We start from the raw sequence: 25,746 nt of genomic DNA, 5'->3' as shown, positions 1-25,746 counted from the left end.
CACTGCGACAAACGGGCACGGACAGCGAACAACACCCGTCCAGCCGGCTTGCCTGAACTCAACGCAGGACCGGTGGGTCCGCCGGCTGGAAGGTTTCGGTGCCCCGACACCCACACCTGAACAGGGGATCCAGTCCATGCAGATGTCCTATTGGCGCTTTGCCGCCATGATCGCCACCTCGACGCTGGTCATGTTCGGCCTGATGTATCTCAACACCTACGCCTTCGCGCATGTCCGCTGGAGCGAAACACGGCTTTGGATGGCGCTCCTGATGGGCGCGAGCATGGCGATGATCATGCTCAGCTTCATGCTGAACATGTATGCCAACAGGGCGCTCAACCTGGCGATCTACGCAAGCAGCCTGCTGGTCTTCGCACTCGCCCTCTGGCTGGTGCGCAGCCAGGCGACAATAGACGACCAGGACTACATGCGGGCGATGATCCCCCACCACTCCATCGCCATCATGACCAGCGAGCGGGCGCGGATCAGCGATCCACGGGTACGCGAACTGGCCGACGAGATCATCCGCGCCCAGCGCCGTGAAATCGCCGAGATGGAATATCTCATCAGCGACCTTGAGAAAAAGGACCGGGAGGGCGAATAAGGTCTTCGAGCCCAGGCCACTGGCAGCCAGGCAGGTAGGTACCGCCAGTGATTTTCTGCAGGCACAAAAAAAGCTGCCCTTGGCAGCTTCTCTTGTTCCACCTTCGATGAGGAAGGTGATCAGGTATGGCGCAGTGGACGGGACTCGAACCCGCGACCCCCGGCGTGACAGGCCGGTATTCTAACCGACTGAACTACCACTGCGTGTCGGCTGGACTTGCGTCCGATAACTCGGTTTCTGATCGAAGGCTTCGCTTCGATCTCAGCCCCGGACAGCGGGACTGGAGGAATAATGGCGCAGTGGACGGGACTCGAACCCGCGACCCCCGGCGTGACAGGCCGGTATTCTAACCGACTGAACTACCACTGCGCGTCGGCCGGACTTGCGTCCGAATTCACAAGGATATGGTGGCTGATGACGGGATCGAACCGCCGACCCCCTGCGTGTGATGCAGGTGCTCTCCCAGCTGAGCTAATCAGCCATCGCCTTGCGAGGCGCGCACTTTACGCAGGGGCCCCGATCAAGTCAACAGTTGCCAAAGAAATTTTTAAAAATGAATGGCTTACCGGCTTTTCACGGAACCGGCCGCAGACCCAGGCGGGCCACCACGGCCCCTTCACCATGCCGCTCCAGTCCCGCTTCCTCGATGCGGATGCCCTGCCGCTGCAGCACCTCGAACCAGGCGAGCAGCGTGGCGAACGGCGCCGGCTGCAGGCTGACCTGTACCCCACCCTCCCCTTCGGCATCCAGCCGTTCGATGGCCAGCCCCTGCTGCTCGGCGGCGGCGGTCACCAGGCGTTGCAGATCGGCCGGGGCCGGCCGCGCTGCTGCGCGCCCACTCAGCGCGCGGGCCTCCGGCGCCCGCGCCCGCAGGTAGGCCTGCAGTTCCCGCTGCTGCTGGAACCCGACCAGCGCCTCGGCGCGACTGCGCTCGACCGGGACCCAGAGTGCGCCATAAACCAGCAACGCCAGCAGTACCAACCCCAGGATCGACAACGCCAGCCGCTCGCGCCCCGCCAACTGACGCCAGCGCTGCAACAACGGTGAAGCATCAAGCAGCGCCAGCTGCGCCTGCAGCTTGAGTTTCAATGCGTGCATCTAGCCTCCGATCACCAATCGTGCACTCACGCCGGCGTCCTCGCGGTTCGCCGAACCGAGTTTGACCACCAGCCCGGCCTCTACCAGCCGCTGGCGCAGGCGATCCAGCGCTTCGAACCCGGGCGCCTGCACCTGCAGCGCCAGATCGCCGCGGGTCAGGCTGAAGTCCAATTGCTGCACGCTCACCTGCCGGCCCTCGGCGGCCAGCACCGGACCCGCGCGCCCCAGCAGGGCGAGCAGCCCCTCGCGGTCGCCCTGGCCGTCGGCCAGATGCTGGTCGAACTGCTGGCGCAGATTGATCAGCTTGCGATCCTCCGGGAACAGCTCGCGATACAGCTGCTCGCTGGCCTGCGCCTGCAGCTGGCCGGCGTGGCGCAGCTGCCAGGCCTGTGCCAGCCCGAAGCCCCACTGCAGCAGCAGACACAGGCCCAGCGCGGCAGCTGGCAGGCGCCAGCGCCGCCAGTCACCCGCCGGCTCGCGCACCGCGAACTCGCCTTGGGCCAGGTTGCAGCCGGCGGCGCAGCGGGTCAGCCAGCGATGCGGACTGGCCTCGCCCGCCGGGGGCGCACTGCTCGTCGGTAGCGGATCAGGCAGCAGCGTCTGCAGCACCGGCAGGTCCGCATCCTCCACGGCCAGCCGGACCGGCAGGTCGCCGCCCAGCAGCCAACGGTCGCCGAGCCGGCACAGCTGCGGACCGTCCACGGGCAGCAGATCGGCATCGACACGGATTTCCCGGGGCGGATGCGCGGCGCAGGCCTGCAACCAGTCACGCAGCCAGTCACGGCGCAGCGCGAAGACCCGATGGCGCCCATCGCCCAGGCGCTCCCCCACCGCCAGATGGAAGGCTTCCACCTCCTCGGCCAGCCACTCCTCGACGGCGAACGGCAAGGCCTTGCGCAACCAGCGCGGCTTCAGCGTGGGCAGGTTCACCGCGCAGACCGTCACCACCTCGGCCGGCAGCACCAGGCACCAGGGCTCCGCCAGCTCGGCCAGTGCCGTGGCGAACGCCACGGCGCCCTCCCCGTCGCCGGAGACCCTGCGCACGGCCAGATCGGCATCCACGCCCTGTGCCGCCTCCGGCGGCAGGAACAGCCAGGTTTCAAGCATCGTCGTCCCGCTCCTTGTGCATTCCCGCCTGGCCCAGATCGCGCGACAGCACCGTCAGGCCGCCATCGGCATCGCGCCGCAACAGGCTGACCAGCACCTGGCGGCGCCCGGCCAATTCCACCTCGCCGATCACCCGGAAATACCGGCTGCCCACCGCCAGCGGCTGGCCTGTCACGGTCTGTCCGGCGGCGCCCAGTTGGGCGATGAAACTTTCCACGCTGGCGAAGCCCTGCCCCTCGCGGGCAACGATCAATCCCTGGGCCAGCTGCGGCGACAGCCCCTCGGCCAGGCTGGCCAGTACCAGCGGCCCGGCACTGTTCAGGTTCAACCGGGCATCCAGCGGCAGCGCCGTGACGTGGGGCAGCAAGCGCCGGTAATCCACCTCGGCCATGTCCAGCAACAGACGCAGCTCGGAAGGCTCCGCCAGTATCCGGTTGGCCGCCCGGTACGCCGGCTGCAGCAGCAGGTAGTCGTTGTCCTCGGCGCCGCCGGGGCTGACCTGCTCATCCTCGTCGAGCCAGTCGCGCAGGCGCTCGGCATAGGGCGGGTCGATATCCAGCAGCCGCAGCAGCCGCTGGAACTGGGCAAAGGCCTGCAGCCCGGCGTTGTCCGGCAATGCCAGGGCATTGAGATTGAAGCGCCCGGTGGCGTCCTCGAGGCGCAGCTGCAGCGTGCCGCCTTCATCGAAGGGAAAGGGTTTCAGGGGCTGCGCCCAGGGCTCGGCGGGATGGTCGAGCGGCTGGCGCGCGTCACCCCGGCGCAGATCCTCGCGCAGGATCGCCTTGGCCAGCAGCTCGCCGCCCAGCGCGTAGTGCCAGGCCTGGTTGTGCACCAGCAGATTGCCGCTGCTGCGAATCGCCAGTTGCTGGCGGGCGATCAGCCCGGCACCCACCACGGTGACCAGCGCCACCACCAGCAGCACGGTGATCAGGGCCACGCCGCGCTGCCCGTTCATGCGCCCGCCTCGCTGCCCGCATCCGTGTCGGGCAGCCGGAACAGCCGGCGCAGCACGCCGTAATGCCGATGCTCCAGGCGCAGCTCCACGGCGCGCGGCAGCGAGCCAAGGCTCTGCTCGTCGACGCCACCAGGCCAGCTGTCCTGCCAGTTGCCGTCCTGGTCGAGGTAGCGCACCTGCCAGCCGCTCACGCCGTCGAGCACCTGCTGCACCTGCGGCTGGCTGTCCTGGGCCTGGTCGAGCACTGGCCAGTAGCGGCGCTCCCAGTAGCCATCGCGGACTTCCCAGCGCACCCGTTGCAGACGCGAGCGCGGACTGTCGGTGGGGTTGCGCCAGCCGGTGCGGGTGAACTCCAGCGTCTGCCGTTCGCGTCCCTCGCCGAGCAGCGCGGCCAGGCTGTCGCCGTAGGGCGCGCGCACCGGCCGCGCCAGCACCTGGCGCAGATCGCGTTCGAAGGCGGCCATGCCCCGGGTCAATTCGCGCAGGCGCTGCTCCTGTTGGCGGGTTGCCTCGTCGACGCGCAGCACGCTGTCCAGCAGCCGGTAGGTGCCCACCCCGAGCAGGGCGAACAGGGCGATGGCGATCAGCAGCTCCAGCAGGGTGAAGCCGCGTGTAGCCCTCATGGCGCAACCTCCAGGAATCCGCTCAGCGCCAGCAGTGCCTGTTCGCGTTCAAGGCTTTCGCCGCCCCGGGCGACCCACAGTTCCACCCGGCGCAGGGCCGGATGCGCCGTCGAACCGATGCGCGCCTGCCATTGCCAGGGGCGCCCGGCGTAGTCCAGCCGGCCCTGACGATTGCCCTCGCCCGGCGGCGGCTCTTCCAGCTGCAGCTCGATCAGCTGGTTGTCGGCGATCCACAGCGCCAGGGTCTTGTCCTCCAGGCGCGCGGCGGTCTGCAGGCTGCGCGCGCTGGCAGTGAGGATGCTGGCGGCGACCAGGGCGAAGATCGCCAGGGCGACCAGCACCTCCAGCAGGGTGAAGCCACGCGCCGATTTCATCCGCCCGCTCCGAGGGTCTGCACGCGGGGCAGACGAAAGCCGTCGCTGCTCAACTCCAGGCGCAGGCCAGCGGCGCGCCGCTCGGCCAGTTCCAGCCGAAACGGGCTGATCTCGCCGCTGGAGAGAATCAGCACCTGCGGGGCGGCAGCCGCCGGTCCCTTCGCACCGGCGACCCGCAGCGGCCGGCCCTCGATTTCCAGGCTGGCCTGCACGCCATGCGGCAACCGCTGCGCGGGCCGGTCTTCCCAGGGCGCCCAGCGGTCGCCGTCGTACGCCAGCACCTGCCACTGATCCGCGTCGATGCGCAGGCCGTACTCGCGGTTCTCCAGCACCGCTTCCTCGGCCAGCACGCCGATCAGCCCGGCCAGCCGCTCGGCCTCGCCACGCAGCTCGCGGGCCGGGCCGGCGAAGCCGCCACCGAGCACCGCCAGGCCGACCAGGCTGCCGATCAGCACCAGCACCACCAGCAGCTCGACCAGGGTGAAGCCCCGGCTGGCAGGTTGCGGGCGCATCAGATGTCCCAGTTGCCGATGTCGGCGTTCAGCTCGGCGCCGTCCTGCCGGCCATCGGCGCCCAGCGAATAGAGATCGAAGGCGCCCTTGCTGCCCGGCGCCAGGTACTGGTACGGATTGCCCCAGGGGTCCACCGGCAGGCGCTTGAGGTAGCCGTCGGGGTTCCAGTTGCGCGCCGTCGGGTTGCCGGAGGGCTTGCGCACCAGCGCCTCCAGGCCCTGCTGGGTGCTCGGGTAGCTGTAGTTGTCCAGCTTGTACATGTCGAGGGCGGCGGAAATGGCCTTGATGTCATTCTTCGCCACGGTGACCTTGGCCTGGTCCGGACGGCTCATGATCTGCGGCACCACCAGGGCGGCGAGGATGCCGAGGATGACCACCACCACCATGATCTCGATCAGCGTGAAGCCGTGCTGCGTGCGTCGTTGCATGGATTAGCCCACCAGTTGGTTGAGGGAAAGGATCGGCATCAGGATCGCCAGCACGATGACCAGCACCGTGGCGCCCATGAACACCAGCATGAAGGGTTCGAACAGGCCGACCAGCAGCGCCACCCGGGCGGCCAGGTCGCTTTCCTGGGTGGTGGCGGTGCGCGCCAGCATCTGATCGAGTTCGCCGGAGCGTTCGCCGCTTGCGATCATGTGCAGCATCATCGGCGGGAACTGGCGGGTGGCCTCCAGGGCGCGGGTCAGGCTGCCGCCCTCGCGCACCTTGCGCGCCGCCTCGCGTACCTCGCCGCGAATCAGCCGGTTGCCGATCACCTGGCCGGCGATGTCCAGCGCCTCCACCAGCGGCACACCGCTGCGGGTGAGGATCGCCAGGGTCGAGGCGAAGCGCGCACATTCGGCGGTGCGCAGCAACCCGCCGATCAGCGGCAGGCGCAACAGCAGGCGATGCCAGCGCAGGCGCAGCGCGTCGTCGCGCAGCGCCCGGCGCGCCGCAAACAGCGCGCCGCACAGCAGCGGCAGCGCCAGCCAGCCCCAGGCGCGCACCGCGTCGCTGACCGCGATCAGCCCACGGGTCAGCGCCGGCAGCGTCTGCCCGGAATCGATGAACACGCGCACCACGTCCGGCACCACGTAACCCAGCAGGAAACCCACGATGGCCAGCGAGGCGATCAGCAGGATCAGCGGATACAGCAGCGCCAACTGGATCTTCTGTCGCGACTGCTGACGCTGCTCGGTGTAGTCGGCCAGACGCTCGAGCACCGGCCCGAGATGGCCGGCGTGCTCGCCGGCGGCCACCGTGGCGCGATACAGCTCGGGGAAGGCGGCCGGAAAGGCTTTCAGACCTTCCGCCAGGCTATGGCCCTCCAGCACCCGGGCGCGCACCGCCAGCAGCATGGCCTGGATGCGCGCCGAGCCGGCCTGGGCGGCGGCCGCGCCGAGCGCTTCCTCGATCGGCAACGCGGCCTGAACCAGGGTGGCCAACTGGCGGGTCAGCAGCGCCAGGTCGCGCGCCGACAGGCCACGCACCAGCTGCCAGCCGCTGCCGCTGGCCTCGCGGGCCCGCGCGGCCTTGACCTCCAGTGGCGCCAGTTCCCTTTCGCGCAGCATCTGCCGCACCTGGCGACTGCTGTCGGCTTCCAGGATGCCCTTGCGCTGACGGCCCCGCGTGTCGAGGGCCAGGTATTCGAAAGCGGCCATCGGTTATTCCTCGCGGGTCACCCGCAGGACCTCTTCCAGCGTGGTCACGCCTTCGAGCACCTTGCGCCGGCCGTCCTCGCGAATGCCCGGCCCGAGCCGGCGGGCATGGCGAATCAGCTCCTGCTCGGCGGCGCCGTTGTGCACCAGGGTGCGCATGACATCGTCGAACACCACCAGCTCGTAGATGCCGGTACGCCCGCGATAGCCCTGCTGGTTGCAGGCGGCGCAACCGCAGGCGCGGTAGATGACCGGTGCCTGCTGCGCCTCCAGGCCGAGCAGCGCGCAGGCCGACTCGTCGGCAGTGATGGCTTCCTTGCATTCCGGGCAGAGCACGCGCACCAGGCGCTGGGCCAGCACGCCGAGCAGCGACGAGGCCAGCAGGAATGGCTCGACGCCCATGTCCACCAGGCGGCTGACCGCCCCCACGGCGCTGTTGGTGTGCAACGTGGACAGCACCAGGTGGCCGGTGAGCGAGGCCTGTACGGCGATCTCGGCGGTTTCCCGGTCGCGGATCTCGCCGACCATCACCACATCCGGGTCCTGGCGCAGGATGGCGCGCAGGCCGCGCGCGAAGGTCATGTCCACCTTGGGATTCACCTGGGTCTGGCCGATGCCTTCCAGGTGGTATTCGATGGGGTCCTCGACGGTGAGGATGTTGCGCGTGCGGTCGTTGAGGGTGACCAGGCTGGCGTACAGGGTGGTGGTCTTGCCCGAGCCGGTAGGGCCGGTGACCAGCAGGATGCCGTGCGGCTTGCGCACCGTCTCCTCCATGCGCAGGCGGTCGCGCTCGCTCATGCCCAGGTGCGCCAGGCTCAGGCGCCCGGCCTGCTTGTCGAGCAGACGCAGCACCACCCGCTCGCCGTTGGCCGACGGCAGGGTGGACACGCGGATGTCCACCTCGCGCCCGGCGATGCGCAGCGAGATGCGCCCGTCCTGGGGGATGCGCTTCTCGGCGATGTCCAGGCGCGCCATGACCTTGATGCGCGACACCAGCAGCGCCGCCAGCTCGCGTCTCGGTTCCAGCACCTCGCGCAGCAGGCCGTCGACACGGAAGCGCACCACCAGGCGCTTCTCGAAGGTTTCCAGGTGGATGTCCGAGGCGTTCTCGCGGATTGCCTGGCCGAGAATGGCGTTGATCAGGCGAATGATCGGCGCGTCGTCCTCCTGCTCCAGCAGGTCCTCGGTTTCCGGCACCTGCTCGGCCAGGGCGGCCAGGTCCAGGCTGTCCCCCAGGTCCTCGGCCAGCTGCATGGAGTTGGCATCCTGCTGGTAGGTGCCGGCCAACAGACGTTCGAATTCCTCGGCAGACAGCGGGCGCAACGGCAAGCGGCGACCGGCGAAGCGCCGGGCCTCGGCCAGGGCGAGCGGCTCGACACCGGGACGGAACCCCAGGCAAGCGGGCTGCGGATCCTCCAGCAGCAGCACCCCATGCCGGCGGGCATAACTGAACGGCAGCCGGCGCGGCGGCGAAGGTGCGGGCTGGGTCATCGGTCGGTCCCTCGACAGGCATGGCCTATAGGTTCTAGACGATTTTTCGCCGCCCGTTCGCGCACCGCCGTTCGACTCGCCCAAAGTTCGGCTTGTCGCTCTACGACGGCCGTCTATGCTCGATTCGCCACCCACGGACCCATAACAAGAACACGTGCAGGGAGCCTTTCTTGTCCCGATTCGGCAATGCGCACTGGTGGTCGCTGCAGGCCCCGCTTCTGCTCGCCATCGTCCTGCTGCTGGGCACCGCCGTTCATCTGGCCTGGCGCGGCAGCGCCTGGCTGAACCTGTTGCGCAGCGAGCCGGTGGTCGCACTGCCCCGCCCGCAGGCGCCGATCACCAGCGTCGCGCCGCGACAACTGGCCAACCTGTTCGGCCTACCGCCGCGCGCCGCACCGGTGGCGCCGCCCGCCACCACCCTGCGCCTGACCCTGCATGGCAGCTTCGTGCATCCGGACCCGGCGCGCTCGCGCGCCATCATCCAGCGCGATGGCGGCCCGGCCCGGCGCCAGACGGTGAACAGCCAGCTGGAGCCGGGCGTGCGCCTGCATGCGGTCTACCCGGATCGGGTGGAAATCGACCGCAACGGAAAACTGGAAACCCTGCCCTTCCCCCGCCGCCGACAGGCGATGGCCGGCAGCGGCGTCTCAGCCGTTCCCGCCTCGGCAGCGGCTGAGGCCCCGGCCGCCAGCAGCGAACAGCTGGCCATGCTGCAGGAAGAACGCTTCAGACAGCTGCGCGAACGCATGGCCACCCTGCGCCAGCGCATCCAGGGCAACACCGCCGAGGCTGATGTGCTTCCGCCTCCTACCGACTCCCCCACGCAAAGCGACTGACCGATGCCGCGCTCTCCCCTCGCCCTCCGCCTGGCCGGCCTGCTGCTGGCTTCGTTCCTTTCCCTGTCCGCCATGGCCCAGACAGCCGCCGTCGCGGATGGCCCGCCCGCCGAATACTGGACCATCAACCTCAAGGATGCCGACATCCGCGAGTTCATCGACCAGGTGGCGGAGATCACCGGGGAAACCTTCATCGTCGACCCGCGCGTGAAGGGCCAGGTGAGCGTGGTCTCTCAGGCGCGCCTGTCGAGCCGGGAGGCCTACCAGCTGTTTCTCTCGGTGATGTCCACCCACGGCTTTACCGTCATCCCCCAGGGTGACCAGGCGCGCATCGTGCCCAACGCCGACGCCAAGGCCGAGGCCGGCGCGCCGGCGGCGCTGGCCGACCAGTTGGAGACCCGCCTGATCCAGGTGCAGCACAACGCTGCCAGCGAGCTGCTGCCGCTGATCCGCCCGCTGGTGCCGCAGTATGGCCACCTGGCGGCCGTGCCCAGCAGCAACGCGCTGATCATCAGCGACCGGCGCGCCAACATCGCCCGCCTGGAGGAACTGATCCGCCAGCTGGACCAGAAGAACGAGAAGGACTACAGCGTGCTCAACCTGCGGCACGCCTGGGTAATGGACGCGGCGGAAACCCTCAACGCCGCCATCGCCCGGGGCCAGGCCGGCGGCGCCAACGGCACCCAGGTGATCGCCGACGGGCGAACCAACCGCCTGATCCTGCTGGGCCCGCCGGCCGCGCGCGCCAAGCTGGCCACCATGGCCCGGGCGCTGGACACGCCCAGCGTGCGTTCGGCCAACACCCGGGTGATTCGTCTGCGCCACAACGACGCCAAGACCCTGGCCGCCACCCTCGGCGAACTGGCGGCAGGCATGGCCAGCCCGGAAGGCGGCGGTGGCGCCGCCAGCCGGCCAAACAACATGCTGATCCGCGCCGACGAAAGCCTCAACGCACTGATCCTGCTGGCCGAACCGGAAACCGTGAACACCCTGGAGGACGTCGTGCGCCAGCTCGACGTGCCGCGCGCCCAGGTACTGGTGGAGGCGGCGATTGTCGAGGTGTCCGGCGATATCGCCGACGCCCTGGGCGTGCAGTGGGCCATCGATGCGCGCGGCAGCACCGGCGGGCTCGGCGGAGTGAACTTCGCCAATACCGGCCTGTCGGTCGGCTCCCTGCTGCAGAGCCTGCAGGATGAAAGCGTGCCGGAGAGCCTGCCGGACGGCGCCATCATCGGCCTGGGCACCGACAGTTTCGGCGCGCTGATCACCGCGCTGTCGTCGAACAGCAAGAGCAACCTGCTGTCCACGCCCAGCCTGCTGACCCTGGACAACCAGCGCGCGGAAATCCTCGTCGGCCAGAACGTGCCCTTCCAGACCGGTTCCTACACCACCGATGCCTCCGGGGCCGGTAATCCGTTCACCACCATCGAGCGGCAGGACATCGGCGTCACCCTCAAGGTCACCCCGCACATCAACGAAGGCGCCACCCTGCGCCTGGAGATCGAGCAGGAAATTTCCTCCATCGCACCCAGCGCCAGCCTGACCGCGCGGGCGGTCGACCTGATCACCAACAAGCGCGCCATCAAGAGCACCATCCTGGCCGAGGACGGCCAGGTGGTGGTGCTCGGCGGGTTGATCCAGGACGACGTGACGCGCAGCGAATCCAAGGTGCCGCTGCTCGGCGACATCCCGCTGCTCGGCCGCCTGTTCCGCTCCACCAAGGACACGCATGTCAAGCGCAACCTGATGGTGTTCCTGCGTCCCAGCGTGGTCCGCGATGCCGCCGGCCTGGCGGCGCTGTCAGGTCGCAAGTACGGCGACATCCGCGTGCTCAGCAACGGCAGCCGCAGCGCGCTGCTTCCGCCCAATGAGTACCAGTTGTTCGACGGGCCGGGGGATCGGCCGGTGGACCTGCGCGCGCCATAACAGACGCAAGCAATGGCGGCGTCAGAACCGCCGCCGCGCACCGCTGGCCTGACCGGGCCAGGCAAACGACAAGGGCCGCCTCCGGCCGGCCTTGTTCGTTCCCCCGCTCCGCAAGCCACTTCATGTCGCTGCGCTGGATACGGCGCGTGATGGGCAATCTGGCGTGCCGTTCCGGCACGACGGTGGACAAGAAAAACGTTGTCCACCCTACCTGTCGTCCCCGCTACCGCTGGTACGTCCCGCATAACACCGTCACGCCTGACGCCGGCACTCAAGCCTTTTGCGCCCACAAAACAAAAAGCCCCCGGCTCGCGCCGGAGGCCCTGTGCTGCCTACCGCTTTACTACTTGTCTTCGTGACGCTGGTGCTTGAAGAACACACCGGTGTCGCCGAAGGCCGAGGCGATGAAGGGCGAGGTCAGCTCGATTTCGCCGATCTTGCGCGCACTGCTGCGGCGCTCGTTGGCATAGCGCTGATTCAGCGACGGCAGGATCGAGGTCTTGATTTCCATCGAGGTGGCGTACACGTCATACAGCTTGGTGCCTTCCTCGATGCTCAGCAGATCCTCGCGGAAATCGTGCGGCGTGCTGGCGAATCGCGACTTCACCTCGGCGCGCGGCACGAAGTAGATCTGCGTCGGCGCCTTGGGGCTGCTGACAGCGCTGCCGTCCTGCTTGACCTTGGCCATGTCGTCGACCCGCAGCAGGGTCGGCTTCAGGGTGACCGCCGAGAACAGGATCGTGGTGCCCAGGGTTTCGTTCGCCTCGGTCTGAACGAACTGCGAGAGCTCGTTGGCGAAGAAGTTGTAGTTGCCGCCCTGGCCGGACAGGGTGTACAGCGCCGAGACGTTCTTCGACGGCTGGCCATCCACGAAGGCTTTCCAGGCCAGGCCCGGCGCGAAGCCGCGATCGGCCGGATCGCCGGTAACGGAGAGGCGCAGCAGGCTATGGTCTGAACCGCTGGCGAACAGGCCGGTATAGCCGTTGTTGGCAGTCGGCACGAAACGCACCTTGGCCATCACCCCATGCGGGTGGATCGGTTTGGAGTAGCCGACCGGCGCGACGTCGCTATTTTTCTTCACCTTGTCCCAGAGGATGGAGCCGATCAGGCCGCCGACATCGACCGGCACCAGCGGGGGCAGTTCGCCGTCCTGGTACTGGGTACGCAGGGCGCCGTTGACCCAGAGGTTCTCCATCTTGTTGGCCGCCGGCCAGCTCTCGTAGTCCGCCGGGATGTTCAGGCCCCAGGGCTTGAACGCGTTCTCAACGCCCACCAGGCTGCTGTTGAGCTGGGGATTGTGGCGCTTCAGGACGTCCACCATGGTGGTGTGCTCGACCCAGTCGATACCTTCCTGGGTGTAGACCTCGGGGCGGTAGTCCTGGGTGTAGAAGCGGTCAGCCATCAGGCGGCGCGAGGCTGCGGAGATGAAGATCTGGAAGGCGGTTTCACCAAAGGCGAAGCCATCCGGGCGCACGGTTTCGGCCAGTTGGCCGACCAATGCATCGATCTGCTCGATATCGTTGTTGTACAGGCGTTTCAGGTTGGCCAGGGTTTCCGGATCCTTGGTCAGGTCCTCGAACTTGGTGATCGGATTCAGGCCAATCTGGCGGCGGAACTCGTTGTAGCGCGGCACGCCGCGCTCCCGGTCACGCAGCACATCGATGGTCGCCATGTCGACGTTGCCTACCAGCGGCAGGGACAGGTCGCGCAGGAAACCCGGGTAGTTGTTGAGGGTGAGCGAGCCGGGGTTGGTGATGCCGAAGGAGTACCAGAGGCGCTCCGGACGCTCGGCGGCCAGCAGGTTCTCAGCCTCGCGGTCGATGGCGTTCTGCAGCGGAATGGTGCGCGAAACCAGGTTCGAACCGATGTCATACACCTCGATGTTGTCGCGCATCAGCGGGTGCATGCGGTAAACCGCGACGAATTCCTCCGACAGGCTGAACGGCACGCCGTAGTTGTTGGTGGCGGCCGAGCCCACGATGCCGGTCAGAGCGTGGTCGATGGCGCTGTTGCCCACGCCGTCGGAAAGGTTCGGGTCAAAGCCCAGGATACGCGTGATGAAGGAGTCGGACTTGGCCAGATCCTCACGCAGCTTGCGGACTTCCTCCTGGAAATCGCTACGCGGGCCGCCCTGGCCCAGCAGGCCCCACCAGTTGGAGTACATGGCGCGCTCGGTCACCGGGTTGGCGATCACCGCCGGCGTCCATTCCACGGTGTGGATCTTGGCCATCAGCGCGGAGTTGATCAGACGGGCCTTGTCGTACAGCCACTGGTCATCCTTGTCCGGGTAGCGGGCCTTCAGCCGGTCGGCGATGGCGTTGTGCTCCAGGGTGAATAGCTGGTGCAACATGCTCAGGCCCAGCCACCAGTTCTCGTTGAAGCCGGTGACCGGCTTGCCGCTGACGAACTCGCGGGGCAGGCGGTTGTTGGCATCGATCTTCAGCTTGCCATCCACGAAGGAACGGACCTTGTCACTGGCTTCCTTGCTGCTGCCGTAGAGTTGCGAACCGTCCCACCAGTGGGTGTTGTGGTTACGGAAGGTCTGCGGCAGGGCGGCTTCATCCGGGGTGCGGCTAGGGTCGGCCTGGGTACGGCGTACCGACATGGTGCCGGAGCCGAGCGGGTCGCCGGCCGGCAGCGGAATCTGAATCGGATCGGCTTCGGCGTTCGGGCCGTGGTCGAACCAGTCGTGGATCATGAACTGGATCCATGCAGCGGCGATGAAGTTGAGGCTGGGCGCGGGCTTGAACTCGTCGCGCGCCATCAGGACGTTACTGACCTCTCGCGGGTTGGGTGTCAGCAGCGTGTCGGTTTCGGCGTGTGCCGCGCTCAGGCCGACGTTACGGCTGAAGCGCATGTACACGGAACCTTCGGATGGGTTGGACAGGATGTTACAGGTGCCGTCCTCGGTACGTGCGATCTCGCTTCGCGGGTCGCAGGTGATATCGGCGTTGTGGCGCTCGTAGTTTTCTACGTCGATGAGGTTGTTTTCGAACAGCGCCTCGCGCTCCATCGCGAGCGTGATCAGGCCTGCGAAGATGCCTAGCGTTCCCAGCTTGGTGAGGGCTGGCCATGTTACCCAGACGGACATGCAGTATCTCCCTTGTTTTTATTGTGTGGTGCCGAGCGGTTCGGCGGCACCAGCTTAGGAAGGGAGGCCAGGGGCTGCCCCCCTCCCCAGGGAGGGGAAAGGGCGCATGGGCCTGCAGCTCGTCAGGAAACAGAGCGTGGCCGCGCACAGAGGATCGCCTCGGTGCGGTTGGCCACGTTGAGCTTCGCGTAGATGTTCTTCAGGTGCCACTTGGTGGTGGACAGGGCGATGCCGGTCCGCACGCTGATCTCGGTGTTGGAGAGCCCCTGTAGCAGACAGTCGAAGATCTCCACTTCCTTGCCGGTGAGCAGGCCGGCCAGCCAGGGCCGCTGCGCCGGCGGCCGGGGGGCCAGGAACTCGCCGAACAGCTGCCGATAGCGTTCGGGGATGTCCAGCCCGGTCGCATCGAGCAGCCCGAACACCCCTTCGCCGAACCCCGGCGCCTCGTCGAACACCGAGCGGTTGATGGTGACCAGCCCGTACTCCTCGACCAGGCGCACCAGCGCACTCAACTGTTCGGCGTCGTCGTGCTGGCGCGCCAGCAGCGTCAGCAGGTTGGCCTCGACGATCAACTGCCGCGCCCGCAGCTCGCCACGCCGCAGCGCTTCCAGCAGCACCCGCAGCACCCGCTCGGCGCGGCCGTGCTGGCCGCGCGCCTGGAGCCAGTACACCACGGCGAGCCCGCGGCGCTCCCAGCACTCGTCATGCTCGCGCACCCGCTCCCAGCTGCCCTCGGCCAGCGCCACGTCAAGCCGGTAGCGGCGCACCAGGCTTTCCAGCAGCGCCGTGCGCCCGGACAGCCAGGCCTGGCGTGCCTGCTCCTGGATCAACTGGCTGGAAAAACGCGTGTACTGCCCCAGTTGCAGCAGGCCCGCCAGTTGCTCCAGCAGACGGCTCGCCCGCTCGTGGGCCTGGCGGCGGAACAGTAGCCGCGACAGGGTGAGGTAGACAGTGGCGATGGCCTCGGTCGCCGACGACGCGCTGACCCGCGCCAGCAGCTGTTCGCACAGCGGTTCGGCGGCCTCCAGGCGATTCTGCTCATACAGCGCCACCACCATGGCCGTGGCCCGGTTGACCCAGGCCGGCCGAGAGGGATCGGTGCGCTGGAAATCCGCACTGACCTCGCGGCGCACCTGGGCAACCCGACCGGCCTGGCGGTGGCAGAGGGCGATCACCAGATCGGCGTAGCTTTCCAGGAACGCCAGTCCGGCTTCGGCCAGCAGCTCCTTGCCCTGCACGGCGAAACGCAACGCGCGCGCCAGCCGGCCGCCGAGCAAATGGTGATAGGCGCCTATCACCAGGGCGCGGGCGCGGATGGCCAACGGCTGTTCGGTGTCGGTCAGGCGTTCCCAGTTGGGCTCGGGCACGAAGTGGCGGTCCTGCTGGAACAGCTGCAGGTAGAAGGCCAGGCAGCGCAGGCTGGCCGGATCGGCGGACAGCGCGCAAGCCTGGGCGAGGTGGTGGCTGGCCTGGTGGAAACGCCTCGACAGGGTCAGTGCCTCCACCAGGCACAGCAGCAGGCGCGGGTCGCCGCGCAGCCGCTCTTCGGGGAGCCGCCCCAGCCAATGGATGATGGCGGCGAACTCGCCGCTGGCCAGCCAGGCCCCGCAACAGGCGCTCAGCACGGACTGGAACAGCGCGTCATCGGCGCTCTGCCAGGCATGCCTCACGGCCTGTTCATATTCGCCTCTGCGCAGGAAATGGGCCGCGGCGCGGCCATGCAGGTCGCCGACCCGTTCAGGCTGTTCGATGGCCAGGCGGCCGGCGAGAAAATCGCGCAGCAGCGCGTGATGGCGGTACCAGCCGGGCTCGGGCAGCGGCAGCAGGAACAGCTGACGTACCGCCAGGCGTTCCAGCTGCCGGGCGGCACCCTGGGAGCCCAGCACGGCATCGCAGGCGGGGCCGTCGAAACGCTCGAACACCGCCGAGGTGATCAACAACTGGCGACAGCTGTCCGGGAGGCCGCGCAGCACTTCCTGGTCGAAGAACGCGGCGATGCCCGCATGGCTGCCATCGAAGCGAGCCGGCACAGCATCGCCCTGCAGGGCACGCAGGCGTAATGCCAACGCGACGCCGGTGGCCCAGCCCTCGGTGATTGCCAGCAGGCTGGCGAGCGCCTGCTCGTCCAGCCGGCTGCCGCCCAGCCGCTCATGCAGCTCGCAAACCTCCTCTGCCGAGAAGCCCAGGTCGGCCGCGTCGACAAGCTGCACGCGGTTGGTCACCTGCAGGCGCACCAGGGGCAGATCCGGCCGCACCTGGCTGGCGATCAGCACCCGCACGTGGCTGGGCAGACGCTCCAGCAAGGCCGCCAGTCCGGCCAGGACGTCAGCGTCGCCGATGTGCTGAAAGTCGTCGAGGATCAGACACAGGGGCTCGGGACTACGCGCCAGGCGCACCGCCAGCCACTCCCCCAGTGCGGCCGGCGCCAAGCGCAGTACGCGCCCGATCATTCCGCCAACAGCCAAGCCCTCGACCTGTCGCTCCAGCGCTTCGAGCAGGCCGCGGAAGAAGCGCCGTGGCTCGTCGTCGCGCCGGGGAACGGGGTGGTAGATCTTGCGCACGTCGCCCGGGCCCTCGAGCCACTGCCGCAGCGCGGTGGTCTTGCCGGCGCCGGGCGGTGCCAGCATCAGGGTCAGCGGCACCCGCCTGCCCTGTTCCAGCAGCAGGACGAGACGCTCGCGGAATATCAATGGCGCGCTTCCTGCGGCCCCGTCATGGCGTTCCATGCAGACACTCCGAGGGACGCGCGCCGCCGCAAGCCGAAGCTACGGCGGCGCGGTCTTTCAGTCCGACTTGGCGGCGGCCAGCTCCTGTGTCACACCCCAGCCATCCAGCACGCCACCCAGCGGCTCGACCAGGTCCTCCAGCCCCTGCTCGAAATCGCCGATACCGGCGCGGGTGGCGAACATCACCTTGCTGACCTGCAAGTTCCAGGAACCATCGCTGCGCGCGCTGACCTGGGCATTGAGGGACTCGCCCCGAAAGTTGCGCGCCGCGCGGCGCGCCCCGTCCTCGTCGGGAAAGATGGCGTAGAACTCGATGGGATGGACGCGCGCGAAGTCGAACCCGCTTTCCTTCATGCGACGCAGAACCGTATTGCTGACATCTTCGTGCAAGGTCTTGCCCATGACTGAACGCTCCTCTCGATCGATCGTCTGTCGCACCGCAGAGGCCCATACGTGACAGGCTCGCACCTCGCCCGGCTACCAGACCGGGCAGGTGCCGGCGGGCTCTGTGCCAACGGCTTTGGAGAAGCAGACCGAAGCCGTCCATTGATCCTAGCCGTCCAGGCCGGCCTGCGCGCGGCCTTCCATCTTTTCACGGGCGTGCAACAACCGCTCGGCGGCGTCCAGGCGCAGACGCTCGCGTTCGTCGAAGCGCTCCTCGATCAACCGCTGCAACGCGGCCTCGCGCTCCGCGCCGCTCAGTCCGGGGTGCGTTTCGAGGCGTTGCTTCTCGGTCAGGTAGTCCTTCAGGCGCTGGCGCCATTGCTGTCGCTGGGCATCCAGCACTTCCAGGCGTGCGGTGGCCTCGGCGCCCACCAGTTGCTGGCGAAGCTGGCGAACCTGGGCAGGCGTGGCGTCAGGCCCGAGCCGTTCGGTCTGCACGCGCAACTCCTGCTGCAACTGCGGCAGCACATGCGCATGCAGCGCCTCGGGCAGTCCGGCGCGCAGCCGGTCGATGGCCTGCGCCTTGCCCGCATCGTCCAGATCGGGGTTCTGGCGGATGGCCAGGCGCTCCAGGCTGAAGCGATTGAAACCTTCCTCGCGGGCGAAGAACGCCTGGTGTGCTTCGGCGCTGAACACCCGGGCGCGCAGGGCCTGTACGGCAGCCTCGCGGCTGCGCAGACCATCCAGCGTGGCCAGCTGCGGCAGCTCCTGTTCCAGCTGGGCCAGTTGCTGCTTGTAGTCCAGGTACTGGTCGAGCAGCGCCTGTGCCTGATTGCGGGCGGGTGCTGCCAGGCTGGCGTCGATGTAGTCACGCAGGCGTTCGAGGGTGCGCTCCAGCGGCTCCTCGCCGATGGCGGCCAGGAAGTAGTCGAACAGGTGGCGAACCTCCTGGGTAACGATCAGATTGCCCGCCGCATCCACCTCGAAGCCGCCATCCACCTCGGTGCCGCGAAAGGACGGCGGCAGGCTGGCAAGCAGCGCCTCGGCAGTGCGCGATGGCGCTGACGCCGGATCCGGCGGCGACGCCACGGGGGCCGACACCCGCGGCTCAGCCCATTCCAGGCGCGGCGATGCCGCCGGCGTTGCGGACGAACGCCCGAGATGATGGAAGCCGGCATAGCTGACCAGAACAGCCAGCGGCACGACTATCAGCACACGCTTCATAAGCACCTTCCCTGGTTGTGGCGAGCGGCGGGTCCGGCCCTTGCAAGCCCTCAGCCTGAGGCGATTGGCATGCTGGCGGAAGACGGTCAACGAATCGGTATCTCCTTTGCGAAGCGAAGGGGCCGTCCCCGGCCCCTCCGGGGTCAGAGGCCGTCGTTCTTCAGACGGTTGGCATGCTGGCGGTAGACGGTGACCGGATCGGTCTCGAACAGGCTGGTGAGGCCGAAGAACTGGTTGACCTCGTCCAGGTGGTTCATCCGGTAGTTGTCGCGAATCACCTTGCCCAGGTGCGAGCTGCAGCGCCCGACCATACCGTCGTTGGCCTCGCCGCCGATGAAGGTCAGTGACGCCACGCCCATCATCCCGTCGCTGGGATCCAGCGGATTGGTCAGCGGGCTGGTGCCGCTCCAGGAGTAGTAGTTCACGCCATTGACCTTGTAGGCGCCCTCGCCGCATTTCCTGAGGGGCATGCCCTGCGGGAACTTGGCGTTGAAGCGCGCGGCGCCTTCGCTGTGCAGCGACTCCAGCGAGCCCAGGGAGTCCTGCGGGTTGGTGCTGGGGCTACCGGAGAGGAAATGGATCATCTTGCCGATCTGGTTGACCAGCTCGGAAACGATGGTCTGGGTCAGCGAGCCGTCCGGGAACAGCTTGAGGAAGTCGGCCAGGTCCGAACCAGTGTGCGGTGCGCCGACGCTGGTGGCGGAGGCGATCAGATCCGGGCGCATGGCCGCCACGTAGCGCACGGTGGGGCCGCCGTGGCTGTGGCCGATCAGGTTGACCTTGGGCTTGCCGCTCAGGGCGACGATGTCCTCGACCTGCTCGATCAGTTCCTCGCCGCGCACTTCGGAGGTGTTCAACTGGCTCACCTCGGTGGTGTAGACGCTGGCGCCGCCACTGCGCAACGCGCCGGGAATGCCGTACCAGTAGTCGATGCCAAGCATGCTGTCCCAGCCGAGCATGCCGTGGGACAGCACGATGGGGTAACGGGTCTTGGTGTAGTCGGATGTTCCAAACAGTCTGTCGAGCAATGAAGCGTGGGCGGCGCCTGTGGTCAGACAGGCCCCCAGGCCCAGGGCCAGCAGGGTGGTGGTCTTCTTCATGGCAATCTCGCAGCAGTTGATGTGAGGCGCAGCGTGCAATGGCCTCCCCGCAACGGGGCTGTACACATCAGCCGTGGGGAGATGGCAGGTTCCATGCCAGTCATCGTGCCTTTCGGCCGAACGCTCTGGCATCCGGGATACCCCCCCGGCAGCCGCCCCACCCAAGGATTGGCCTGTTACAACGGGGAACGCATGCCGGGCCGCGAGAGGCTCCGGCGGGCGTAACGTTTGCGACGGCGCCGCCGCAGCGCCTGGCACGAGCCCAACGAAGGTAGGGGCATGGCACGACACCGCTCGTTACGAAACCAGGCCTCATTGCGAACGGCGCATCGGTAACCGGCGGCCAGGCAGGCTACCGTGTTCTCACTCACGTTCCTGGAGCTTCTGCATGACTGCCTACGTCGACCTGCCCCATCCGCCCGGCACCGCACAACGCTTGCTGACCGGCGTCCTGCGCACCAGCCTGCGCCTGCTGTTCCGTGGCCTGATCCGTCCGGGCATGCCCATCGCCGGGCAACGCGCGGTGCTGCGCGCACTGACCAGCCTCACGCTACCGGCGCGCGGCGTGACCCGCACTGCGGGCCAACTGGGCGGCATTCCCTGCGAGTGGCATCGCCCGGCACGGGACAACGGCCAGGTCTGGCTGTACCTGCACGGCGGCGGCTATCTGCTGGGCTCGCCCGCCACTCACCGCGCCCTGTGCGGCGCCCTGGCCCGGCAGTGCGGGCTGAGCGTCTGCGCCATCGATTATCGCCTGGCCCCGGAGTACCGCTACCCGGCCCAGCTGATCGACGCCCTGGCAGCCTACCAGGCGCTGCAGGACCAGGGTTATCGACCGGAACAGATCATCCTCGGCGGCGATTCGGCCGGCGGGCATCTGTCGTTGACCACCACCCTGGAGCTCAGGGAGCGCGGCCAGCCGCTGCCCCGGGCACTGGTGTGCTTCTCGCCGGTCACCGACCTCAGCTTCGAGCAGCTGCATCGGCCGCCCGCCGGCGATCCGATGATCAGCCTGCCGTGGATCGAACAGGCCCGCGCGCTGACCGCCCAGCCCGGCAGCGACCCGCGCAAGCCCTCGCTCTCGCCAGTGTTCGCCGACCTCTCCGGCCTGCCGCCGCTGCTGCTGCAGGTGGGCGAGGACGAGCTGCTGCTCAACGACAGCCTGCGCCTGGCCGAACGCGCCCAGGCCGCCGGCGCGGCGTTACGCCTGGAGCGCTACCCCGGTTGCTGGCACGTGTTCCAGGCCCATGTCGGCGTACTCGACGTGGCCGATCTGGCGGTGCAACGGGTGGCGGAGTTCCTGGCCAATCCGTAGGGTGAACAACGTTCTTCTTGTCCTCCGCCGGCGGCCAGGAAAGCGCTGACCGCCCTGCGCACCCACCTGAACCACCCATAACAACAAGAAAGGACCTATCAGCATGCACAACATACTCATCACCGGCGCCGCATCGGGCATCGGCGCCGCCACCGCGCGGCTGTTTCACCGCCAGGGCTGGAGCGTCGGCCTGCTGGATATCGACCGGGGCGCCCTGACCACGCTGGCCGAGGAACTGGGCGGCGCCTGGCACCAGGCGCTGGATGTCACCGATGCGGACGCGGTGCGCGAAGCCCTGGAGGCATTCTGCGCCGGGCATGACGGCCAGTTGCGCCTGCTGTTCAACGGTGCTGGCATCCTGCGCTGCGGGCCGTTCGCCGAGCTGGCCCTGGAGGAGCACGCGCGCACCCTGAATATCAACGTGCTCGGCTTGCTCAACCTGTGCCATGCCGCCTTCCCCTACCTGAAGCGCACCGCCAACGCCCAGGTGATCAACATGAGCTCGGCCTCGGCGCAATACGGCGCGCCGACCATGGCCAGCTACTCGGCCAGCAAGTTCGCGGTGCGCGGGCTGACCGAGGCGCTGGAGCTGGAATGGCGCGAGCACGGCATTCGCGTCGGCGACCTGATGCCGCTGTTCGTGGCCACACCGATGGTCACCAGCCAGCGCTTCACCCCGCCGGTGATGCGCCGCTTGAGCGTGAAACTGAATGCCGAACAGATTGCCCAGGCCGCCTGGCAACAGGCCCACGGCCCGCGGGTGCACCGCCCGGTGGGCTGGCAGTTCCGCCTGCTGTACCTGAGCGGCCAACTGGCGCCGGCCTGGATGAATCGCCTGGTGATGGGCTGGCTGAGCCGGGCCTGAGGCGGGCAACCCAGGGCAGCGTGCGCAATGGCGGTCAGCGTTTTTCCTGGCCGCCGAGGCGGTGCCCACAGAGCAGCCGCAACTGCACAGACGGGCCTGCAATTGAATGGAATGTACCCGCGCGGAATAGTCTTCTGGCTCATGGAAGTTGCGTTCTGAATAAGATTGGAAACTCCAAAATCTTCTCCAAGCCGCAACTACCGCGCACGACCTCTTCGAAGACAAAAAACCCACCTGAACCCGCCCATCCCTCTCGCCAGATTCACTCCCGAACGCCGCGCAAGTTGCTCCGCCCACGAAATTTTCTGAACTTTTTCGATTTTCCCGAAGCCCCCGTGATACCTGGCCTCCAGGGGGAGTATGCAAGCCAGAACCGCGCCAGGCGCGGCCTCCAAGGGTTGACCAGCCCCCCCAACCCTTCTGTTAAGGTTTCGCAGCTCGATCGGATCGAGGTCCATTCACACTGTTTGCACAGGGTGAAATATTCAGCCCCAAGCGAGCGGACCCTGATCGCGAGAATAGAGCGTCAAGTTATTCAAGAATTAATGACGCCTGACGTTTTCATTTCGTTCTGCCCCACTCGAAGAACATTCGAATATGGCAAGAAACATTGAAACCGCACACTTCGAGGGGACTGGCACAGTTGCGCAACGTGGCCGCACGTTCTGCATCCGCCGTGTCTTGTTGTCGCGCACTCGTCTTGCCAGCCCCATTCATCATGCCCTCGCCAGCGGGCCGGCCGTGTGCCGTGTCCCGGCGACCATCCATGGCCGCGCGCCAGGCCTTGGATGAAGGGAGATAGCCAAAGGAGCCTTTCCATGTCGCATGGAAAAATCGTCGTCGAACATCTGTTCAAGGTGTTCGGCCCCGACCCAAAGCAGGCCATCCGCCTCCTCGAACAGGGCCATGACAAGGACCGCATCCTGGCCGACACCGGCAACGTGATCGGCGTCTGCGACGTCTCGTTCAGTGTCCAGGAAGGCGAGATCTTCGTGCTCATGGGCCTCTCCGGCTCAGGCAAGTCCACCCTGATCCGCCTCATCAACCGCCTGGTCGAACCCAGCGCCGGCGCCGTGTTCATCGACGGCCGGGACATCGCCACCCTGCCCGAGGCGCAACTGATCGAACTGCGCCGCCGCGACATGAGCATGGTGTTCCAGTCCTTCGCGCTGATGCCCGGGCGCAGCGTGCTGGACAACGCCGCCTTCGGCCTGGAAGTCGCCGGCGAGCCCCGCGCCGAGCGCGAAGCCCGCGCCATGGCGGTGCTCGAACAGGTCGGCCTGGCCCCCTTCGCCGACAAGTTCCCTCACGAGCTGTCCGGCGGCATGCAGCAGCGGGTCGGCCTGGCCCGCGCGCTGGCCGTGGACCCCTCGCTGATCATCATGGACGAGGCCTTCTCCGCCCTCGACCCGCTCAAGCGCCGCGAAATGCAGGACGTGCTGCTGGAACTGCAACGCCAGCACCGGCGCACCATCCTGTTCGTCTCCCACGACATCGAAGAAGCCCTGCGCATCGGCACGCGCATCGGGATCATGGAAGGCGGCCGGCTGATCCAGGTCGGCACGCCCCAGGAGCTGATCGACAACCCGGTCAACGACTATGTGCGGAACTTCTTCGATGCCGTGGATACCAGCCGCTACCTGACCGCCGGCCAGCTGACCAGCGATGACGTGCCGATGTTCGTGCACAACGGCAAGGCGCCCCGGGCGTCCACCGTGTGCCGTACCCTGGAGGAGCAGAACAAGGCGTTCGGCATCGTCATCGACGAGGACAATACTCTGCGTGGGGTGATCAGCCGTGAACAGGCCGCGCAGCTGGTCCAGGAAGACCAGGGCGCGCGCGTGCACAGCGAATCGCTGGAAAGTGTCGATCCCATGCCCGCCGACGCCTCGCTGGAACAGGTGATCGAGCGCCTGGTGGAAAGCCCCGGCCCGGTGCCAGTGGTCGATGAAGATGGCAACTACTGCGGCGCCATCAGCAAGACCGCCGTGCTCACCCAGTTGAAGGGGGGCCAGGCATGAGCGACAAGACCCTCGACCTCGGCAGCTGGATCAACGACGGCGTGCAGAACCTGCTGGACAACCATGGTGGCGCCTTCGACAGCGCCGGTCAGGTGGTCAGCGGCTTTTCCGAAGGCATCGAAGCGCTGCTGATGCTGCCCCCGGCCTGGCTGCTGATCGCACTGTTCGTAGCACTGGGCCTGTGGCGCATCGGCGTGCGCTTCGCGCTGTTCACCGCCGTGGCCTTCGCTCTGATCCTGCTGACCGGCTTCTGGGAGCAGACCCTGGTCACCCTCGGCCTGACCTTCTCGGCCACGCTGATCAGCCTGCTGCTGGGCGTGCCGCTTGGCATCTGGGCGGCGCGCAGCGACCGCGTGGCCGCCATCATCCGCCCGGTGCTGGACTTCATGCAGACCATGCCGGCGTTCGTCTACCTGATTCCCGCCGCCATGCTGTTCGGCCTGGGCCGCGTGCCGGGCATCCTCGCCACGGTGATCTTCGCCATGCCGCCGGCGGTGCGCCTGACCAACCTGGGCATCCGCCAGGTCAACCGCGAGCTGGTGGAGGCCGGCCAGGCATTCGGCTGCAACCGTCGCCAACTGCTGTTCAAGGTGCAGCTGCCCAACGCGCTGCCGTCGATCATGGCCGGGGTCAACCAGACCATCATGATGGCGCTGTCGATGGTGATCATCGCCTCGATGGTCGGCGCCGGCGGCCTGGGCAACGACGTGCTGGCCAGCATCCAGCGCCTGGACATCGGCCTGGGCTTCGAAAGCGGCATGGCCGTGGTGCTGCTGGCGATCATTCTCGACCGCATCACCGAAAGCTTCGGCACCCCACGTCCGGCGCGCGGCGCGTTGCGCGCCTGGTTCGATCGCCTGTTCACCTCCCGCTCCACGACACAGGAACCGTCATGAACAACCGCCTCACCCTGAGCGGCGCCGCCCTGCTGTGCGCCGCCCTCGCCCAGCCCGCCCTGGCCGCCGAGCCGGCCAGCTGCCAGCCGGTGCGCTTCGCCGAAATCGGCTGGGCCGACATCGCCGCCACCACCGGCGTGGCCATGACCCTCAGTGAAGGGCTGGGCTACCAGCCCCGCAAGGTGATGGCCTCGGTACCGATCGCCTTCACCGGCGTGAAGAACGGCCAGATCGACGCCTTCCTCGGCTACTGGGCGCCGTCCATGGACAGTATCGTGGAGCCGTTCCTGAAGAACGACGGCATCAAGGTACTGCCCACCCCCAACCTGGACGGCGCCAAGTACACCCTGGCGGTGCCCACCTACGCCGCCGAGGCCGGCCTGAAGAGCTTCCAGGACATCGCCCGCTTCAAGGACGCGCTGGGCGGCCGCCTTTACGGCATCGAGCCGGGCAACGACGGCAACCTGCTGATCCAGCAGATGATCGACAACGACCAGTACGGCCTGGGCGGCTTCCGCATGGTGGAATCCAGCGAGGCCGGCATGCTGGTGCAGGTTCAGCGCGCCATTCGCCAGAAGAAGCCGGTGGTGTTCCTCGGCTGGGCGCCGCACCCGATGAACACCCAGTTCGACATCACCTACCTGGATGGCGGCGACGACTTGTTCGGTCCGGACCATGGCGCCGCCAAGGTGTTCACCGTGGTGCCGCCGGACTACGAGACGCGCTGCCCGAACATGGGCCGACTGCTCAACAACCTGCAATTCAGCGTCGAGATCGAAAGCCAGCTGATGGAGAAGGTGCTGGACAAGCAGGACCCGCAGGTGGTCGCCCGCACCTGGCTGAAGGCCAACCCGGCCATCCTCGAGCGCTGGCTCGACGGCGTCACCACCTTCACCGGCGAGGACGGCCTGAGCGCCGTGCGCCGGCACATCGGCCTGTAAGGCTGTCGACAAGGAGA

Annotated in this window: 22 protein-coding genes and 3 tRNA genes; 8 read left to right on the top strand and 17 right to left on the bottom strand. The window is 67.6% G+C overall.

The genetic code is table 11. The features are described 5' to 3' along the window. The first annotated feature begins 136 nt into the window (after positions 1 to 136). Positions 137 to 604, top strand: a complete 468-nt coding sequence (locus tag SF06_RS16440) for a DUF305 domain-containing protein (RefSeq protein ID WP_027591487.1) — start codon at positions 137 to 139, stop codon at positions 602 to 604. Between the two features lie 126 nt (positions 605 to 730). Here the strand turns inward: SF06_RS16440 and SF06_RS16435 are convergent. The 12 genes from SF06_RS16435 to gspE all read right to left on the bottom strand — a co-directional run bounded on the left by SF06_RS16435 (position 731) and on the right by gspE (position 8,404). Further along, positions 731 to 807: transfer RNA gene (locus tag SF06_RS16435), tRNA-Asp, on the bottom strand. Positions 808 to 896: 89 nt separating this feature from the next. Further along, positions 897 to 973 (bottom strand) — tRNA-Asp (locus tag SF06_RS16430). Between the two features lie 36 nt (positions 974 to 1,009). Continuing rightward, positions 1,010 to 1,085 (bottom strand) — tRNA-Val (locus tag SF06_RS16425). A 92-nt stretch (positions 1,086 to 1,177) separates the two neighbouring features. Next, positions 1,178 to 1,702: a type II secretion system protein M gene (locus SF06_RS16420; protein ID WP_039562704.1), complete on the bottom strand. Its 525-nt coding sequence runs from the start codon at positions 1,700 to 1,702 to the stop codon at positions 1,178 to 1,180. Further along, positions 1,703 to 2,809 carry a type II secretion system protein GspL gene (gene gspL / locus SF06_RS16415; protein WP_039562703.1) on the bottom strand — a complete coding sequence of 369 codons (1,107 nt, stop codon included), beginning with the start codon at positions 2,807 to 2,809 and terminating at the stop codon, positions 1,703 to 1,705. Beyond that, on the bottom strand, positions 2,802 to 3,764 hold the full coding sequence (gene gspK, locus SF06_RS16410; RefSeq protein ID WP_027590598.1) for a type II secretion system minor pseudopilin GspK: 963 nt from the start codon (positions 3,762 to 3,764) through the stop codon (positions 2,802 to 2,804). The genes gspL and gspK overlap by 8 nt, the downstream gene beginning before the upstream one ends. Next, on the bottom strand, positions 3,761 to 4,387 hold the full coding sequence (gene gspJ / locus SF06_RS16405) for a type II secretion system minor pseudopilin GspJ (protein ID WP_039562702.1): 627 nt from the start codon (positions 4,385 to 4,387) through the stop codon (positions 3,761 to 3,763). The genes gspK and gspJ overlap by 4 nt, the downstream gene beginning before the upstream one ends. Next, positions 4,384 to 4,761, bottom strand: coding sequence for a type II secretion system minor pseudopilin GspI (gene gspI / locus SF06_RS16400; protein ID WP_039562701.1), 378 nt, complete (start codon positions 4,759 to 4,761; stop codon positions 4,384 to 4,386). Before gspI ends, gspJ begins: the two co-directional genes overlap by 4 nt. Next, entirely contained in the window at positions 4,758 to 5,273 is a 516-nt protein-coding gene (gene gspH / locus SF06_RS16395; protein ID WP_027590601.1) for a type II secretion system minor pseudopilin GspH, read from the bottom strand. The genes gspI and gspH overlap by 4 nt, the downstream gene beginning before the upstream one ends. After that, positions 5,273 to 5,701 carry a type II secretion system major pseudopilin GspG gene (gene gspG, locus SF06_RS16390; RefSeq protein ID WP_027590602.1) on the bottom strand — a complete coding sequence of 143 codons (429 nt, stop codon included), beginning with the start codon at positions 5,699 to 5,701 and terminating at the stop codon, positions 5,273 to 5,275. The genes gspH and gspG overlap by 1 nt, the downstream gene beginning before the upstream one ends. Positions 5,702 to 5,704: 3 nt before the next feature. Next, complete coding sequence (gene xcpS / locus SF06_RS16385) at positions 5,705 to 6,916, bottom strand: GspF family T2SS innner membrane protein variant XcpS (protein ID WP_039562700.1); 1,212 nt, start codon at positions 6,914 to 6,916, stop codon at positions 5,705 to 5,707. A 3-nt stretch (positions 6,917 to 6,919) separates the two neighbouring features. Then, complete coding sequence (gene gspE / locus SF06_RS16380) at positions 6,920 to 8,404, bottom strand: type II secretion system ATPase GspE (protein ID WP_027590718.1); 1,485 nt, start codon at positions 8,402 to 8,404, stop codon at positions 6,920 to 6,922. A gap of 170 nt (positions 8,405 to 8,574) precedes the next feature. Here gspE and SF06_RS16375 point away from each other — a divergent pair, with 170 nt between their 5' ends. Both SF06_RS16375 and gspD read left to right on the top strand, forming a co-directional pair. Continuing rightward, on the top strand, positions 8,575 to 9,240 hold the full coding sequence (locus SF06_RS16375) for a type II secretion system protein N (RefSeq protein ID WP_051587448.1): 666 nt from the start codon (positions 8,575 to 8,577) through the stop codon (positions 9,238 to 9,240). Positions 9,241 to 9,312: 72 nt separating this feature from the next. Continuing rightward, complete coding sequence (gene gspD / locus SF06_RS16370) at positions 9,313 to 11,166, top strand: type II secretion system secretin GspD (protein WP_234703341.1); 1,854 nt, start codon at positions 9,313 to 9,315, stop codon at positions 11,164 to 11,166. A 343-nt stretch (positions 11,167 to 11,509) separates the two neighbouring features. Here the strand turns inward: gspD and SF06_RS16365 are convergent, their stop codons facing one another. From SF06_RS16365 to SF06_RS16345, 5 genes are all read right to left on the bottom strand, one after another. Continuing rightward, positions 11,510 to 14,257 carry a peroxidase family protein gene (locus SF06_RS16365; RefSeq protein WP_027590716.1) on the bottom strand — a complete coding sequence of 916 codons (2,748 nt, stop codon included), beginning with the start codon at positions 14,255 to 14,257 and terminating at the stop codon, positions 11,510 to 11,512. 122 nt (positions 14,258 to 14,379) lie between these two features. Continuing rightward, on the bottom strand, positions 14,380 to 16,983 hold the full coding sequence (locus SF06_RS16360) for a winged helix-turn-helix domain-containing protein (protein WP_139326748.1): 2,604 nt from the start codon (positions 16,981 to 16,983) through the stop codon (positions 14,380 to 14,382). A gap of 57 nt (positions 16,984 to 17,040) precedes the next feature. Continuing rightward, the gene (locus SF06_RS16355; protein WP_027591666.1) at positions 17,041 to 17,385 is read right to left on the bottom strand and encodes a ribonuclease E inhibitor RraB; all 345 of its coding nucleotides are present in this window, start codon (positions 17,383 to 17,385) and stop codon (positions 17,041 to 17,043) included. Between the two features lie 150 nt (positions 17,386 to 17,535). Further along, positions 17,536 to 18,591, bottom strand: coding sequence for a lipase secretion chaperone (locus SF06_RS16350; RefSeq protein ID WP_052199856.1), 1,056 nt, complete (start codon positions 18,589 to 18,591; stop codon positions 17,536 to 17,538). A 143-nt stretch (positions 18,592 to 18,734) separates the two neighbouring features. Further along, entirely contained in the window at positions 18,735 to 19,691 is a 957-nt protein-coding gene (locus tag SF06_RS16345; protein WP_027591667.1) for a lipase family alpha/beta hydrolase, read from the bottom strand. A 388-nt stretch (positions 19,692 to 20,079) separates the two neighbouring features. Between SF06_RS16345 and SF06_RS16340 the strand changes: the two genes are divergently transcribed. The 5 genes from SF06_RS16340 (at position 20,080) to SF06_RS16320 (ending at position 25,729) form a co-directional block, all read left to right on the top strand. After that, positions 20,080 to 21,006 carry an alpha/beta hydrolase gene (locus SF06_RS16340; protein ID WP_027591668.1) on the top strand — a complete coding sequence of 309 codons (927 nt, stop codon included), beginning with the start codon at positions 20,080 to 20,082 and terminating at the stop codon, positions 21,004 to 21,006. Between the two features lie 103 nt (positions 21,007 to 21,109). After that, a complete protein-coding gene (locus tag SF06_RS16335; protein WP_039562698.1) occupies positions 21,110 to 21,871 on the top strand; it encodes an SDR family oxidoreductase in 762 nt (253 codons plus the stop codon). An 818-nt stretch (positions 21,872 to 22,689) separates the two neighbouring features. After that, positions 22,690 to 23,892 (top strand): quaternary amine ABC transporter ATP-binding protein, encoded by a 1,203-nt coding sequence (locus SF06_RS16330; protein WP_039562697.1) that lies wholly within the window; start codon positions 22,690 to 22,692, stop codon positions 23,890 to 23,892. Then, positions 23,889 to 24,788 carry an ABC transporter permease gene (locus SF06_RS16325; protein WP_027591671.1) on the top strand — a complete coding sequence of 300 codons (900 nt, stop codon included), beginning with the start codon at positions 23,889 to 23,891 and terminating at the stop codon, positions 24,786 to 24,788. The genes SF06_RS16330 and SF06_RS16325 overlap by 4 nt, the downstream gene beginning before the upstream one ends. Continuing rightward, positions 24,785 to 25,729, top strand: coding sequence for a choline ABC transporter substrate-binding protein (locus tag SF06_RS16320; protein ID WP_039562696.1), 945 nt, complete (start codon positions 24,785 to 24,787; stop codon positions 25,727 to 25,729). The genes SF06_RS16325 and SF06_RS16320 overlap by 4 nt, the downstream gene beginning before the upstream one ends. Positions 25,730 to 25,746 lie beyond the last annotated feature (17 nt).

This window comes from Pseudomonas flexibilis (assembly GCF_000802425.1).
Lineage (GTDB): Bacteria > Pseudomonadota > Gammaproteobacteria > Pseudomonadales > Pseudomonadaceae > Serpens > Serpens flexibilis.
The sequence above is the reverse complement of the archived record's forward strand: the minus strand, read 5'-3'. Positions and strand labels throughout refer to the sequence as shown.